Raw genomic sequence first — 15,365 nt, 5'->3', positions numbered from 1 at the left:
ACTTACCAAATCAAGATGGAAGCGCCCCATGTCAGGCCGCCGCCGAAGCCGACCAGCAGAACGGTGTCGCCTTCCTTTATCCGGCCCTCTTCCGCCGCTTCCACAAGGGCAAGCGGGATGGATGCGGCCGAAGTGTTCGCATATTTATCTACATTAATAACACACTTCTCCGGCGGAAGCTCCAGACGCTGCATCGCCGACTGAATGATCCGGATATTCGCCTGATGCGGCACGAACAGATCGATGTCTTCTTTCGTAAGACCGGCTTTGTTCAATACCTTCTCCGTTGCAGTTCCCATAACCCGAACTGCGAACTTGAACACTTCCCGCCCGTTCATGTAGATAAAATGCTTCTTGCCTTCAACCGTTTCCACCGTAGCGGGCAGCCGCGAGCCGCCGCCTTCGAGCTTCAGGAGCGATCCGCCGGCGCCTTCGGCGCCAAGATCGAAGGACTGGAATCCCCGTCCTTCCGGCACTTCGCCGACAATAACCGCTCCCGCGCCGTCACCGAACAGCACGCAAGTATTGCGGTCCGTATAGTCCGTAATCCGGGACAGCGCGTCCGCACCGATAATCAATGCGTTGTTGTACATGCCGTTCTGAATGAAGCCGACCGCCGTCGCCAGGCTGTATACGAAGCCGGAGCAGGCTGCAGACAGATCGAACGCAGCAGCCCCCTTCGCGCCAAGCTTATCCTGCAGAATGCAAGCCGTAGAAGGGAATGTCGTGTCAGGCGTAATCGTTGCGACAATGATCAGGTCCAGATCCTCGGGCTTCATGCCCGCCGATGCAAGCGCACGGAGCGCTGCCTCGTAAGCCAGATCGGAGGTCGCCTGTTCCGGAGCCGCGATATGGCGCTCCCGGATGCCTGTGCGGCTAACGATCCATTCGTCATTCGTTTCCACTATTTTTTCCAAATCGCTGTTGGTCAATATTCTCTCCGGCACATATTTACCGGTGCCGATAATACCGACCGGCCGTAAGCTCTTCATATTGTCACTCACTTCCCACTAATTTCCTTGGATATACTTGGCACAAGACCGGACGAGAGCGCCTGCCGCGCCTGACGGACGGCATTCTTGATGGCGTTGCCATCGGAAGATCCGTGTCCCTTGACGATCAGACCGTTTAAGCCGAGCAGCGGCGCTCCGCCGTGCTCCTTGTAATCCATCTTGCCCTTAAGTCCTCTAAGTTCGGGCATAAGCATCGCTGCCCCCAGCTTTGTCTTCAGAGACTTGCTGAACTGTTCCTTGAGCAGGGAAAAAATCGCTCCCGCCGTTCCCTCGAGCGACTTCAACAAGATATTTCCCGCAAAGCCGTCGCAGACAAGCACATCGCAGCTTCCCGTTAATACGTCACGCGCTTCCACGTTGCCGACAAAGTGAATGCCCTCCAGCTGCTCCAGCAGCGGATAGGCTTCCTTGGTCAGCTTGTTCCCCTTGCCCGGTTCGGCGCCGACGTTCAGCAGCCCTACGCGCGGCCGCGAAATCCCGTGCATCTTGCTGCGATAGATGCTTCCCATCAGCGCGTACTGCGCCAGATGCTGCGGCTCGGCGTCCATATTCGCACCAAGGTCCAAAGCCAGCACCCCTACATCATCGAGGGTTGGGATCATGGGGGCAAGCGCCGGCCGTTCGATCCCCTGCATTCTGCCGACGACAAGCAGCCCCGTTGTCATGAGAGCCCCTGTATTGCCGGCTGATATCATGGCCTCGGCTTCGCCTTCTTTAACCATTCTTCCCGCAACAACCATGGATGAATCTTTTTTTCTCCGAACGGCTTTGACGGGTTCTTCATCAGGCCCAATGACTTCACTCGCATGGCGTACCGTTACATTGGACGGTTTATTCTTAAGCAGCGGCGCAAGCTTTGCTTCATCGCCTACCAGCACTATCTGCGTATCTTTCCACTCCGTCGCCGCGGACAAAGCGCCTTCTACATTGCTCTCGGGCGCATGATCCCCGCCCATGGCGTCAATGGCGATCTGCACTTCGGCTTCCCCCTTCGCTGTATTCTTCTGACGCGGACCGGTACACGACGAAATGGCCCTGAAAGACCATCTCTTCGCCGACATAAGTGAAGACGTCGACCTCGGCCTTGCCCCTGCGGCCCGCCAGCGAACGGACATAAGCCTTGGAAATGCATTTCTCCCCGAGCCGGACCATGCGTATAAAACGGATATCGGCCGAAGCCGTGAGTGCGATTTCATCGTTGATGACGGCAACCGCAAGCGAGTTGGCCTGCGCGAACACATAATGCCCCCGGGCAATGCCGTTTCTGGAGAAGACATGCTCCTCACGAATCTCGAAGATCGAGATCCCGCTCTTGTCCAGCTGCAAATCAACGATATCCCCAACCACTTCATCCGCCGGAAGGGAACGCACTTGATCGTAGGAATGCTCCGCCATCTGCTTCATGCGCTCCCGCAGCTCCGGAATGCCGAGTTCCATCCGGTCCAGCCGGATCGTCTGTATGCTAACCTTCAGCTGCCGTGTAAGCTCGCGGTCCGTGACAAAAGGGTTGTCCGCAATGATCTGCAGCAGCTTCTGCTGGCGTTCTTTTTTTGTCAGCCGCTCGATGGCGGTTCACCTCCCGTCCGTCCCTGCGCAAGCAATGACCGGCCTCTGAACGGCCGCAAATGATATGGAAGCAATCATAAATTCATAAATTAGAACCAGGTACTAGTATGTAGTATAAAGCATGAAGCCGGAAAAATAAAGCATTGACTTCAAACCCGCGCTATGACGCAAAAACTGCATTGTGCTACCCGATTGACAACCCATGCTTTTATTCCGCAAAAAAAATAGCACCTCACCAAAAGATGAAGTACTACTTTGTTCAGAAAGATCACTATTGTTTGATGATCTCTCTAGCTTTGTACGTTCCGCACACTTTGCATACGTGGTGAGCAAGCTTCAGTTCTCCACATTGTTCACATTTCACCATGCCCGGCACAACCAGCTTAAAGTGCGTGCGACGCTTGTCACGGCGTGTTTTGGACGTTCTACGTTGAGGTACTGCCATGTGTTCCACCTCCTTATTCAAGTAAACCCGTTAATACAGGTTTTGTTTATTTCATCTTCTCATTTGAAAAAATCCTTCAATCCGGCGAGACGCGGATCGATTACGGTGTTGTCGCAAGTGCAGGCGCCTTCGTTCAAGTTCTTCCCGCAAGTCGGACAGAGTCCTTTGCAATCTGAAGTGCAGAGCACGGAAAGCGGTAAATGGAGAAGAAAGCTCTCCATAACATAAGGCTTCAGATCCACGGCTTCATCGGTCACGTAAATCAAATCCTCGTCTTCCTCTTCCTCCGGCTCGGCCGGTTCCTTACCCCACTTAAACGTCTCGGCAAAAGGAATATCCATATGGCTCTTGACTGGATTCAGGCAACGAGCACATAACATGTCCGCATCCCCGCTCAGCTTACCCTCCACGGTTACGAGATCCGCACCCGCGGGCAGCGCATCGAGATCGGCCAATAACGGCGATACAGTCAAAATATCCTTACGCCCTTTGACGGCTCCGCTGACATCCACGTTCTCGTGAAAGCGCAAAGGTCCGTCGGCATTTGCAATTTTGCGAAAGTGAAACTTCATAGATATCACTCCAAACAAACAAAATTTATTATACCTATCGTCTATTACCTTTGTCAACCATTTTCCCTTTATATTGTTGCAGAAGACTGGAGGATTTATGTTATAACTATTAGTAACCGATTCGGGACGTTTTGACGGAGGATTTTATACACTTTCTCAGAACGGACCGATAAACCGAACAGGAGTGAACCCCTGGTGCCGACAGTAGGAATTATTGCCGAATACAATCCTTTGCATAACGGGCATGTCCATCATTTCGAAGAGGCCAAGAGACGATCCGGCGCATCCCGTTCCATCGTCGTGATGAGCGGCGCGTTCACCCAGCGCGGAGAGCCCGCGGCCATAAGCAAGCGGGCGCGGACTGAAATGGCCCTCCGCATGGGCGCCGACCTAGTGATCGAGCTCCCGGTCGCATATGCCGTGCAGCCCGCGGAGTGGTTCGCCTTCGGAGCGGCTTCGCTGCTTGAAGCGACAGGCGTCGTGGACAGCCTGTGCTTCGGCTCTGAGTCCGGCAGCCTGGCGAAGCTGCTGCCGCTGGCCCGCTTTCTCGCCGAGGAAAGCGGCCCGCTCCAGCGAGAGATTCGCCGGCGTCTCGCGCTCGGCGAGAGCTTCCCCGCCGCTTACAGCGCGGCGGCGGCGCTTGCTTGGCGGGACCGCCTGGGCGAAGGCGGTCCGGCGGGCGCTGCAGGCAGCAGCGCAGGACCAGCCGGACAGGCGGCCGGTCCGGGAGACGCTGCTGAGGGCAGCGCCGGTTCTCCAGGCAGCGGCAGCGGCCTGGAGGATCTCTTGCGGAGACCGAACAACAGTCTCGGTCTCCATTACCTGATCGCCCTGCGGCGGCTGGGCAGCGGGATCGTCCCGCTGACTGTTCCCCGCCTGGGGGCGGGCTTTCACGATCCGCTCCGCCCGGGAGCCTCGATCGCCAGCGCAACGGCGCTGCGCGGGCTGCTGCGGGAAGGGGGCTCTCCCGAAGGCTATATGCCGGAATACAGCCTGAGCATTCTCCGGCGCGAACAGACGGAAGGCCGGGGGCCGCTGGACTGGGAGAGCTTCCGCTCCCCGCTGCTTCATCTTCTCTCCACCCGCACAGCCGCCGAGCTCGCCGGACTGCTTGATGTCGGCGAAGGATTGGAGAACCGTCTCCTCCGCGTTGTAACGGAGCTTGAACGGTTCACGGTCGATGGACTGCTCTCCGCCTTGAAGAGCAAACGCTATACCCGTACCCGGCTTCAGCGGATGCTGCTGCATATCATGCTGAATCACGGCAAGGAAGAATTCTCGCCGGAATCGCTGTCAAAAGGGCCGGGATATATCCGGGTGCTCGGCTTCAGGGAAAGCGGCCGGCCGCTTCTCAAAAAAATGAAGCAGAGCGCCGCTCTCCCCGTCATCATCCGGCCGGCGCTCTGCTCCGATCCTATGCTTGCGCGGGATCTTCAGGCTTCTTCGGCGTATGCCGCCGCCTTTACGAACCCGCTGCGCAGCGATCTGTACAGCGACTATTTGCAGCCGCCGGTTATGGTTTGACCGGCAGCTTCTTCATATACTGAATAGCCTGGTCCAATGTCGAAACGGGCACCAGCTTCATTTTGGCGCCGATCTTGTCCGCCTTCGCCTTGGCTTCTTCATAGTTCTTCACCGGAACAAAAAAGATTTCGGCACCCTTCCGCTCGGCGGCGACGATTTTGAACTGCACTCCGCCAATCGGACCCACCTCCCCCTTAGGATCGATCGTGCCGGTGCCTGCGACCCTGTACCCTTTGGTCAGATCGCCCTTCGTTAACCGGTTGTATATTTCCATCGTGAACATCAAGCCCGCCGACGGTCCACCGACATCGGTATCCGTGAAGCTGACTTCCCTTCCCGGCTCCGATGCCTTGACCTTTTGAATAGCCCCGATAACGACGCCCAGACCTGGACGAACCGCCTTCTTGCCGCTGTCCTTGATTTCTACGAGCGTTACGTCTTCGGTAAGCTTTTTGCCCTTTCGTTCGAGCGATACCGAGACCTTATCCCCGATTTTTCTGGCCGACAGCAGCTTGCTCAGCGCTTCGGGATCGGCCACTTGCCTACCATCAACGCCGAGAATTTTGTCTCCGGGCTGAAGCTGCTTATGACCGGTCTCTCCGGGAACGGAGAACACGAACAAATAATCGGTGACATCACGGTACAGAATTCCTGCCGCCTTGTATGCGGCCTCCACTGCATTCGACTGTGAGCTGCTCATATAGTACACCTGTGTAGCCGCGTACTCATCCTCTGACTGGTTGCCGAGTCTTTCGGCTTTGCGAGCGATTTCGGCATTCGGGTTCAGCGCTGAATAGATCAGCAGCGCCACATTCGCATAGCTGGCGGAAACGGTGGTCATCATGAACGTTCCGGCTTCATCTCTATCCTCATTCTCTACCTTGATCATGGGGGCAACCTCGGAAGCCGCTCCCGGCTGGTACACCACGTAAGGAGTCCCCATGAACACAATAACGTAGATTAGCACGATTAGCGTGAACAGATAAACTCCGGCACGTATTCCCGTTCTGTTCCTGGACTGCCTCAATGGAGTTCCCCCTCTTTCCAATAAACTCCGCCCTTTATTTCCGGTTATGTATAGTGCGATGAACGAGCCTTCTGTCCTGCACCCGAAGGTAGCATGAAGGCTGCCAAGCCTGCATAAATTGTTAGAGAACTCGTCTGCTCCCAAGCTATGAGGAGGTGGAATGAAACATGAGCGTCAAAATAAAACAAATCGCCAAACAATCCGCTCCTTTTCTGTCTGGGGGCCTGGCCATACTTCTCGCAGCAGCCATCATTTCCTCGCCGGAAAGCTCGTTTCATGCCTCTCTTCAGGGCCTCCAGCTGTGGTGGACGCTCGTCTTTCCGGCGCTGCTGCCATTTCTGATGCTCTCAGAAATGCTAAGTGCATCCGGTTTCGTCCACGCTGTCGGCGTCCTGCTGGAACCGATCATGAAGCTTCTCTTCCGCCTGCCCGGCTCCGCGGGCTGGACGCTGGCGCTTGGGATGGCGTCCGGCTTCCCCGGCGGAGCCCAAGGCGCGCTCCAACTGCATAGGCAGGGCGAAATCTCCGCCAAAGATGCCTGCCGGCTGGCGTCGCTTGCCCATTTCGCCAGTCCGGTGACGCTGCTGATCGTCGTCGGCACCGCCATGCTTCACAGCCCCTCTGCCGGTTACGGCTTGCTGGCCGTGCACTGGCTAGCGGGGCTCGCCGCGGGCATGACGGTATCAGCGGGAGCTTCGCACCGCAAGGATACCACTTCTCCTGATGCCCCCGCCAACCGGCGGGCTTCCTTGTTCCGGCGCGCGGTATGCGCTGCATTGGACGCCCGCGCCAGGGACGGCCGCAGCTTCGGCAGACTGCTCGGCGAGTCGGTTGGCGCCTCGGTGCAGAGCCTGATGCTGGCCGGGGGATATATCATTATCTTCTCCGTTGTCATCAATATTGTGGCAAGGGTGTGGCCTGCACTGCCCGCAGCGCTGCCCGCCAGCTTTCTCGAAATTCATCTCGGGGCGAAGGCGCTCACGTCAGGGGTCTTGCTCTCGTCGGCAATTCCAGGCGTATCCGCCGGACCGCTGGGGCTTGCAGTTCTGTCGGGGGCGCTGGGCTGGAGCGGCATCAGCGCGCAGCTTCAATCACTGACGGTGCTGAGACCCGCCGGCGCCCGCTTTCTCCCGTTTGCCGCCGGGCGGCTGCTGCATGGCGGTTATGCGTTCCTACTGACGCTGCTGCTCTATAAGCCGATTACAGCGATTCAAGAGACGCTGCCCGCTTTTTCAGGCGGGAACCTTTCTCCTCTGTCCGGAACAACCGGCGAAGGAGCGGTTTGGAGCTTTTTTCCGAATGCAGCCGTCCTGTTCGCGATAACCCTGCTCGCCCTGCTGGTGCTGGCCTTCGCCGTCCGGCTTACTTTCGCTCTCCGCCGCCATTTTCACTGAACTTCCGCCGGATGGCCCGTTCGACCTCCGGAGTCACGAAATCGGTCAAATCTCCGCCAAAATGGCCGATTTCTTTAACCACGCTGGAGCTCAGATAGGAATACTTCGGATTCGTCATCATAAAAATCGTCTCGGCATCAGAATTCAGCTTGCTGTTAATGGTGGCGATTTGCAGCTCATATTCGAAATCGGTAACGGTGCGGATGCCCCGTACGATGACGTGCGCATTTTTTTGCCTGACATAGTTGGCAGTCAAATCCCGGAAGCTGTCAATTTCCACATTGGGAAGATGCGATGTTACCTCGTGAAGCAAATCGATGCGTTCCTCAACAGAGAACAGCGGGTTTTTGCTTATATTGTTCAAGACAGCCACGACGAGCCGGTCGAATTGCTTCGCCGCCCGCTCAATGATATCAATGTGGCCCAGCGTTACCGGATCGAAACTGCCGGGGTAAATCGCGATTCTTTCCTCTCTGATTTGCAGACTCACTCTTATACCCCCTCATCCTTGTCGATGTCGGTCTCTGCGCCGGATTCATAACGGTAAATGGAGACAGCCGTCTCCCCATACACTGCATGACGCAGCTGTATAAAGCCCGGGATTAATTCAGGATATTCATAACCGGACTCATGCTCAAGTACAATGACCGCGCCTGACCGCAACAGCCCCTTGGCAGTCATCATGACCATAAGCTCGTCCCCGAATTTATGCCGGTAAGGCGGGTCCATAAAGACGAGATCGAATTTCCGCCCCCGTTTCTCGAGCGCGAACAACGCCTTGTTCGCATCGTTCCGGTATACCTCGGCTTGTTCCTCAAGCTTTGCCGTCTTTAAATTCTCGCGCACCGTATCGATGCTTTTCGGTTCCTTGTCGATAAATACGGCGCTCCCGATGCCCCTGCTCAGAGCTTCGATTCCAAGTCCGCCGGTCCCAGCGAACAGGTCCAGACAATCGCCTCCATCGAAATATGGGCCGATCATGCTGAAAATCGCCTCCTTGACCTTATCGGTCGTAGGGCGGGTTCCGGTTCCCGGAACGCTTTTTAATGGTCTTCCCTTGGCTGTGCCCGACACCACTCTCACTGCTTGCTTCACCTGCTCTGTATATCTATTTATTACGCCGTTAGCGGCATAATTTCACGCCTATCGTACCACATTCCCGTCGTTAATTGAACATTCCCCTCCCTACGCTTAGGCTTAGAGGAAGGGGATTCTTGGGTAATCCCTTCTACCGAAGAGAAGTTGGCCAAGCGAACCCTGCCGCTCCAGCAGTTTATGTAATATCTACACTTGTAGCAGTCTTTGGCCTTCGGCCAGAATGTTACGGCTGGCATTCAAGTCTCGGTCATGACTGCTTCCACACGCCGGGCATGTCCATTCACGCACATTCAAATTCTTGACCTCTTGGTTCCGATATCCACAGCAAGAACATAATTGGGAAGAGGCGAAGGTACGGCCTACGGTGATCAATACTCTCCCGTACCATGCACACTTATATTCCAGCATCTTTCGAAACAGAGACCAGGAGGCTTCGCTAATCGCTTTGGATAGCTTCCGGTTTTTAAGCATTCCCTCGACTTTCAAATCTTCAATCGCAATGATGTCGTGGTTTTTGACAATATGCGTGGAGACTTTGTCCAGATAGTCTTTCCTTGCATTTCGGATATCTTCATGGATTCGAGCCACTTTGATCCGCTGTTTATTCCAATTTGATCCGCCCTTCTTCCGGCGTGAGAGCTTGCGCTGGGCTTTGGCCAGTCGATTCTCCAAAGTACGAAAGAATTTGGGATTGCCAAATACTTCACCATTTGATAGAACCGCAAAATCCTTAATTCCAACATCAATACCAACCTCGGAATGAGCTGGGGACAGCTCCTGCACTTCCGTTTCTGCAAGTACGGATACAAAATATTTTCCTGAAGGACTGCGCCTAACGGTGGCATGGATAATGCGTCCCATCACTTCACGGCTTTTGGCAAACTTCACCCATCCCAGTTTGGGGAGCTTGATCCGACTCTCTACAATGCTCACTTCCGGAGACTGGCTTTTCCCCTGGTTTGGGTGGTGTAGGATTGCACCGGATTCTTCTTGCTTTTAAAACAGGGAGCATCATTCTGCTTCTTAAAAAATCGTTGATACGCATCGGCAAGGTATTTGAGCGCCGATTGCAAAGCGATGCTGTCTACTTCACCTAACCATGTCAATTCTTGTTTGAGGAGGGTTAATTCAGCTGAAGACGAGTTGTAAGTTAGGCCTTTGCCTGTCTTCTGGAACGCATCCCTCCACCGCGCCAGAAAACGATTGTACACAAAGCGGCTGCATCCAATCGTGTTGTTAATGAGTGTGGCTTGTTCGGGTGTGGGATAGATGCGGAATTTGTAGGCTTTATTAATCAGCATGATCCTCCTCCATTCCCTACAATTATAATCGAACATAAGTTCTTATTTCAAGGAGTTTCCAGAAAAGGAGCTGCTGTATGCCTGAGGGGGCGAAAGGAAACCGTAAGACGTGAAAAGTCGATTCATCCCCTGCCTATAGAGGAAGGGGTCTTCTCTCCTATTTCTATAAAAAAGTTTGTCACACCCCGTCACCTAAGACGGCGGACAAAATTTTGCATCCGATGTATAAAACCGGTTATCCGGGGTCATCCTGTAATTATCGACATCACAAAATGTCGAAGACAACCGCGGAGCAAGCTTACGCTTCCCCATAAGCTCTTCGTCCGGTTTCTCCTCTCCCATGAAGGGCCTCGTCGTGAGACGGGGCCCGATTTTTTTTACAAAAAGCTTTATCTATAAAAGTTGCTTTTGATTTCATGACTGAGTTGAAACCAGCCGATAATCGTACCTCGACTATCCCTTATGGTATGCTTCTTCGATCCCTGCCCTAACACTCTCGGTAAGCTGAATTATAAGCTGCTGTGAAACTTCAGGGTCATAATCTACACGGGATACGAATGGAATCCTATCTCGTTCTTCGTCAAATTAATTGAATATTTCTCATGGTAAATCATGGGAAAAGAGACGTCTTTTGAATATTTTCATGTTTAATGTGCAAGTTTATCTCTGTGTATTCCTGCGAAAGAAAAAAGCTAGTTTCCTATTCTTTATGTTAAGGAGGAATTTCAATGGCGGTTTTGGTTACATTCGTCGGTACGTCACCGATCGAAACACCGGGGGCTGGTACTGCATACAAGATTTGGACATATAAAATCGAGGGAACCGGATCGGAGATACCGGTGGGGCGGCAGTGGGCTTTGGGCCTGCCGGGTAACGTTAATGTGCAGGACCCGAGCCTCTTCCCTCATGTGACTGCACTGGAGGGGACGTTCCTCTCGCGGGATCCTGCGTCAGGTCTTCAGTATGCGGGTCGTACGGTCAGCTCTGCCGGCAGTCTGACGATCGTGTTCGTTGCCCCGGCCCGCACGGCCTCCGGCAAGGTGCTTCTTTTCAAGTCCACACCGGGTGATTCGTGGATATCTGTGCCCTTCACCGTGCCGGACGGTGCGCCAAGCCACACCCAAATATTACCACTGCCGGCTCCCGGAGCACCTGCTTACACCGGTCGGCCGATACACGACTTCGCAGGCACCCTGCCGTACGCCAGTGAGCTCTTTGGCATCTACCAGCCCCTTCCCGGGTGGATCGGCTTGCAGTCCGCTCTGTCGGCTGTTGCGGTGCATCCCGGGTCCGTGTTCGCGAAGCTGACCCGAGAACGCTTCCTGGGGGAGAGTGCCCGCACCCTGAGCGACGAGGCCCTAGCTGCGCTAGCTAAGCGCTACGAGGCGGTCACTGCGGGCGGGCTGTCACCGGTTGGGCTGCTGAACCTTTTCCGGCAGTACTTTTTCGAGTTCGACACCTTCCTCGGTACGCCTGCGGGTCACATCTGGGTCAGCCCCGGCGGCACTGTGGAGGTAGTCGAGACCAGTACCCGGCGCACGCTGGTAGAGAAGGTGGCCGAGCAGTCGGAGGAGATTTCCCATAAGTCGGAGGAGAGCCTAACGAACCAGGACGATGTCGCGGAGGCCGTCAAGGAGGACAACTCTAGGGACACTAAATTGGGCGTTAGTGTGACCGGCGGCGTGAATGCCAAGATCTACCATGCCGACGCGAGCGCCAGTTTCAGCACCTCAAACAACGTCAGGAAGGCATCGGAGGAGACGCACAAACAGACGCGTACACAGACCGCCAAGGTCTCCAGCGAGATCAAGCGGAACTTCAAGACCAGCTTCAAGACGGTGACCGAGTCCACGGACATTTCCAGCCGCCGCTATATCCTTCAGAACATTACCCCGAACCTGGTGAACTACGAACTGCGGCGCAAGATGCGGAAGGTCGGAGTGCAGCTGCAGCACATCGGTATGCGGCTGTGTTGGCAGGTGTACCTCGGCGACCCGGGCAAGGACCTAGGGCTGGGGGACATGGTCCATGTGGTCGAGGCCCCGGACCTTACCGCGATCAGCAAACCCGAGAAGTTGCCGGCTCCGGAGGCCAAACAAGTGACCATTCGCTTTGACGTACCGTTTAAACCTAAGCCGGGGACAGACGAAGATGCCAAGCTAACGTATACGCCGCATCCCCAAAATGCGTGCCGCGGGGTGAATCCGTCTAATCCCGGCATCGACGACACCATCCAGTTCTGCTTCGACGTGCCGCTCCCGCCCCCTCCGCGGGACTATGAATTCAGCAAGGTCGTTTCTGTGGATCGTCAAGGCGCTCAGGTTGATTTTCTGCCGCTCACCCTCGACCAAACGAAGAAGATCATCAAGCTGCAGCTAACTTTCGCCAATTTCCAAGGCAAGAAGTCATTGCCCTTTGACATTGTCTTGCTCTACGAACCGACGGAAGAGCTCAAGAAGGAGGTTGCCCAGAAAAACGCCGATGCGGAGGCTGCTTATCAGAAGGAGGTGGCACGTCTGCATCACGAGGCTTACGGCAAGGCCGTCCGCGAGCGACTGAAGCTGGTCAGTTCGATGCGCACCCGGCCTGCTGACGACCTGCGCAGTGAAGAGCGTCGCTGGGTGTTCCGGAGTCTCATCCGTCAGCTGGAGGAACTCGGTCACTACCCCCAGAATCCGCAGCACCTCCCGTACCTGGAATCCCAGCAGATCCAGCAGTTCTTCGATGTGGACGAGATGCTGTACTTCGTCGCCCCCGACTTCTGGCGGCCCGGCCCTGTATCTCCCCCTCCCCTCACCAAAAACAGCGTCGGCAGATATCCGGTGCCTCCCGAGGTGGAGGAACCTGTGGCCCCGCTGCCGCTCACGGGGCAGACCGTAGCCGGATGGTACTCCAGGACGGACGAGTATAAGGCGATCAACCCTACCATAGCAGAGGTAGCCGGCTTAACAATTACTGCGGCTCCAACTGCTGCGGGTAATATTACGGTTACTCTTAACGGTGTAAGTCAAGAAGTGGCTGTAGACCCAGCGATTCAATCGACTGCTGTTGATGTTGCAACCTTGATCAGAGGAACATCTTTCTCTGGATGGACAACTGGCGGTATGGGTGCAACGGTTATATTCACTGCTGCTTCTGCGGGTTCCAAGATTGACGCTTCTTACTCTGCTGGTTCAACTGGTGCTAAAGGCACCATGAGTACCGTTATTCAAGGTGATTCGGAGTGGCGGGTGAACTACCTCATCACTGAGCAGACCCAGCCTGCGCCGATGGGTAGTTCGCTGGGGTGGCTGATTCAGATCGACGGCGACGAGCGCCGTAATGAATTCCTCAACGCCGCGTGGGTGAAAGCGATCCTGCCGATCCGTCCTGGACAGGAGGTCGCCGCCCTCAACTGGCTCATTGAGGTTGAAGGAGTGGCCGCTCTGGGCCTCCCCTACCGCCCCGATCAACAAGGGGACCCTGGCATATTCCAGGGCAAGAAGGTCGACGAGGCCCTGAAGCTCCTCGCGCAGGAACTCAAGGACACTAATACCAGCTATACCAACACTTTGGCCTCGGAGAAGGTGTTTGAAACCGGTTTTGACCCCCTGGCCGGCGGCTTCCGGCCCGCCGAGCCCTACCAGGTCTTCGACCAATGGATCGAGGTGCTACCGACTGATCAGGTGGCTGCCGTTGCCGTACAATACGACCCCAAGACCGGCCAGCAACTCTAAAGGAGAAAAGGGCGGGGGCTCTAAGACATCACGCGATAAACCCAAAGATTATAGGGTTTAAGAGGGGGAAGAACTACATGGACCTAATTATCGAAGTCAAGGATGCGGCGGGTACACCGATCAGCGGGGCGGATGTTGCTGTCGTCGTTTCGGGAGACCGCAAGACCGGCAAAACCGACGGGAAAGGGCAGGTCGTTCTACGACCCCTGCCGAACGTACTCTTCACGGTCGAAGCGACTCACCCCTTGTACCTGGAGGAAGAAGTTGACGTCATCCCCCCAAATGGAGGCGGATCTTTTGTTTGGGGAAATCCGGTGTGCACGGTGACACCTCCAGCTACCGTCATCGTCCACCTGTCGCGCATCCGTCCCGCGCCGCTTTTTCCGATCTCCGATGCAGAAATGAAGCAGCGTGATTCGTTTAATCCGAAGGCGGTCTTCACCTGGAAAGACAATGCTGGAAACCCTACTAACCGCTACCTGGGAATATTCAACAACGAGGAAATCTTCGTTCGAGTGAACCACCCCCTCTTGCCCGCTAAACCGACGGAAGGGTGGGGTCGTAAACCGGATAAGATCGAACCGGGCGATCCGGGCCGGCTGAATCACAGCAAACCAATCAAGATCGAACCGAACCGCGAGGGCAATCTGATTTGGTTGGAGTGGGGAATCGGCGACAAAAGTCCCCGTTTGCTCGTCGCTGTATGGGTGCCGCGCTGGCGCGGCACAACTCCGAGTAAACTCGACTTCGTTATCTTCTTCTCGCCGAACACCGCCATACCCGAAAAGTTTCCTGCCCGTAAAGAAGAATATCCCTATATGGCATGGAAAATTGGCGATAGACTTGTTCAGCCGTACCCTGGGTTGGGTCATCGTTACTTGTTCCGCGAGAAATGGCTGGTCTATCAATTACTCGCCGCTAAGCGACAAGCGGTGGTGGTGTTTCCTGTCCAACCATATGGAAATTGGGGTCCGTTCGCTGACGCCGCCGGACTATCTCGGCTTTTAGCCGAGGTCACTCATTTCCTTCACCGTATGGGTTACACGTCAGGAGGACAGAGCAGCCGCGATGAAGATCGTGCTCCCGTACCACCACAATTCCGCTTCAATCGTATCCACCAGCCCCCACCTACGGTACGACGGGTCGTTATAGGCGGTTTTAGTGCCGGTGTGGGGCCGATCGCAGATATGCTCCCAACCACATTCGGTCAAAAAATGGACGATACGCGATTCAACATTAACGGCATCGATGGCCACACCCTCTTCGGTGCGGATGTGGCCCCGTTCCTTAACGCCTGGAAGGAAGTATGGGACCACGATGCCCCTTCCTACATTCGAAGTAGACTGGATAAGGACCTGCCTGGATGGTTACAACGTGATTCCCAACGAATGGCCCGCTGTTACCAGACCGATGACACTGGCTCGAAAGGTTGGATTGAGACAACCCCGTTGATCAAATTCACATCAGGACCGACCTTGAAGCCGACAAATGGATTGATCGCGGCTGAACGCCACGCGGAAGACCGCTGTTCCCTGGTCTATTTCGGCAGCGGCTACTTGAAACATACGACAAGCAATCCCGCAATTTTCCCAATGTTTTGGGGAGAAAAGGATGATCATCAAGCCGTGACGACGGTCACATTCGGGCATGCCGCCTTGCTCAGTGGTTTGGCTAAGTTCTAATCTGGAAAAAAACCCGCCAAGCATCAG

12 protein-coding genes and 1 pseudogene are annotated in these 15,365 nt (G+C 55.2%); 4 read left to right on the top strand and 9 right to left on the bottom strand.

What is annotated here, in order from left to right:
• Positions 1-2: 2 nt before the first annotated feature.
• The 5 genes from G5B47_RS16615 to G5B47_RS16595 all read right to left on the bottom strand — a co-directional run bounded on the left by G5B47_RS16615 (position 3) and on the right by G5B47_RS16595 (position 3,596).
• Entirely contained in the window at positions 3-992 is a 990-nt protein-coding gene (locus G5B47_RS16615) for a beta-ketoacyl-ACP synthase III (RefSeq protein ID WP_165100241.1), read from the bottom strand.
• An 8-nt stretch (positions 993-1,000) separates the two neighbouring features.
• Entirely contained in the window at positions 1,001-1,990 is a 990-nt protein-coding gene (gene plsX, locus G5B47_RS16610) for a phosphate acyltransferase PlsX (protein ID WP_165100238.1), read from the bottom strand.
• On the bottom strand, positions 1,974-2,570 hold the full coding sequence (gene fapR / locus G5B47_RS16605; protein WP_165100736.1) for a transcription factor FapR: 597 nt from the start codon (positions 2,568-2,570) through the stop codon (positions 1,974-1,976). Before fapR ends, plsX begins: the two co-directional genes overlap by 17 nt.
• 280 nt (positions 2,571-2,850) lie before the next feature.
• Positions 2,851-3,024: a 50S ribosomal protein L32 gene (rpmF, locus tag G5B47_RS16600; protein ID WP_019911234.1), complete on the bottom strand. Its 174-nt coding sequence runs from the start codon at positions 3,022-3,024 to the stop codon at positions 2,851-2,853.
• 59 nt (positions 3,025-3,083) lie between these two features.
• Positions 3,084-3,596 carry a YceD family protein gene (locus tag G5B47_RS16595; RefSeq protein ID WP_165100235.1) on the bottom strand — a complete coding sequence of 171 codons (513 nt, stop codon included), beginning with the start codon at positions 3,594-3,596 and terminating at the stop codon, positions 3,084-3,086.
• A 195-nt stretch (positions 3,597-3,791) separates the two neighbouring features.
• Between G5B47_RS16595 and G5B47_RS16590 the strand changes: the two genes are divergently transcribed.
• Positions 3,792-5,120 (top strand): tRNA(Met) cytidine acetate ligase, encoded by a 1,329-nt coding sequence (locus G5B47_RS16590; protein ID WP_165100232.1) that lies wholly within the window; start codon positions 3,792-3,794, stop codon positions 5,118-5,120.
• Here the strand turns inward: G5B47_RS16590 and G5B47_RS16585 are convergent.
• Positions 5,110-6,147: a SepM family pheromone-processing serine protease gene (locus tag G5B47_RS16585; RefSeq protein WP_235957203.1), complete on the bottom strand. Its 1,038-nt coding sequence runs from the start codon at positions 6,145-6,147 to the stop codon at positions 5,110-5,112. The two genes, G5B47_RS16590 and G5B47_RS16585, sit on opposite strands and share 11 nt — an antisense overlap.
• 167 nt (positions 6,148-6,314) lie before the next feature.
• Between G5B47_RS16585 and G5B47_RS16580 the strand changes: the two genes are divergently transcribed.
• Positions 6,315-7,541: a nucleoside recognition domain-containing protein gene (locus G5B47_RS16580; RefSeq protein ID WP_165100230.1), complete on the top strand. Its 1,227-nt coding sequence runs from the start codon at positions 6,315-6,317 to the stop codon at positions 7,539-7,541.
• On the opposite strand, the gene coaD is transcribed toward G5B47_RS16580, so the two are convergent.
• From coaD to tnpB, 3 genes and pseudogenes are all read right to left on the bottom strand, one after another.
• The gene (gene coaD, locus G5B47_RS16575; RefSeq protein ID WP_025334818.1) at positions 7,510-8,031 is read right to left on the bottom strand and encodes a pantetheine-phosphate adenylyltransferase; all 522 of its coding nucleotides are present in this window, start codon (positions 8,029-8,031) and stop codon (positions 7,510-7,512) included. The genes G5B47_RS16580 and coaD overlap by 32 nt on opposite strands.
• Positions 8,032-8,033: 2 nt before the next feature.
• Positions 8,034-8,636, bottom strand: coding sequence for a 16S rRNA (guanine(966)-N(2))-methyltransferase RsmD (gene rsmD / locus G5B47_RS16570; protein WP_328804559.1), 603 nt, complete (start codon positions 8,634-8,636; stop codon positions 8,034-8,036).
• Between the two features lie 189 nt (positions 8,637-8,825).
• Positions 8,826-9,940: pseudogene (gene tnpB, locus G5B47_RS16565) on the bottom strand (IS200/IS605 family element RNA-guided endonuclease TnpB).
• Between the two features lie 728 nt (positions 9,941-10,668).
• Here tnpB and G5B47_RS16560 point away from each other — a divergent pair.
• Positions 10,669-13,656, top strand: a complete 2,988-nt coding sequence (locus G5B47_RS16560) for a hypothetical protein (RefSeq protein WP_235949722.1) — start codon at positions 10,669-10,671, stop codon at positions 13,654-13,656.
• 77 nt (positions 13,657-13,733) lie between these two features.
• Positions 13,734-15,338 carry a carboxypeptidase-like regulatory domain-containing protein gene (locus G5B47_RS16555; RefSeq protein WP_165100224.1) on the top strand — a complete coding sequence of 535 codons (1,605 nt, stop codon included), beginning with the start codon at positions 13,734-13,736 and terminating at the stop codon, positions 15,336-15,338.
• Positions 15,339-15,365 lie beyond the last annotated feature (27 nt).

The organism is Paenibacillus apii, from assembly GCF_011043685.1.
Lineage (GTDB): Bacteria > Bacillota > Bacilli > Paenibacillales > Paenibacillaceae > Paenibacillus_AQ > Paenibacillus_AQ sabinae.
The sequence above is the reverse complement of the archived record's forward strand: the minus strand, read 5'-3'. Positions and strand labels throughout refer to the sequence as shown.

Coding starts and splice junctions, on each gene's coding strand:
- G5B47_RS16615 (WP_165100241.1), bottom strand. CDS start 992: ATGAAGAGCTTACGGCCGGTCGGTATTATCGGCACCGGTAAATATGTG.
- rpmF (WP_019911234.1), bottom strand. CDS start 3,024: ATGGCAGTACCTCAACGTAGAACGTCCAAAACACGCCGTGACAAGCGT.
- G5B47_RS16595 (WP_165100235.1), bottom strand. CDS start 3,596: ATGAAGTTTCACTTTCGCAAAATTGCAAATGCCGACGGACCTTTGCGC.
- G5B47_RS16580 (WP_165100230.1), top strand. CDS start 6,315: ATGAGCGTCAAAATAAAACAAATCGCCAAACAATCCGCTCCTTTTCTG.
- G5B47_RS16560 (WP_235949722.1), top strand. CDS start 10,669: ATGGCGGTTTTGGTTACATTCGTCGGTACGTCACCGATCGAAACACCG.
- G5B47_RS16555 (WP_165100224.1), top strand. CDS start 13,734: ATGGACCTAATTATCGAAGTCAAGGATGCGGCGGGTACACCGATCAGC.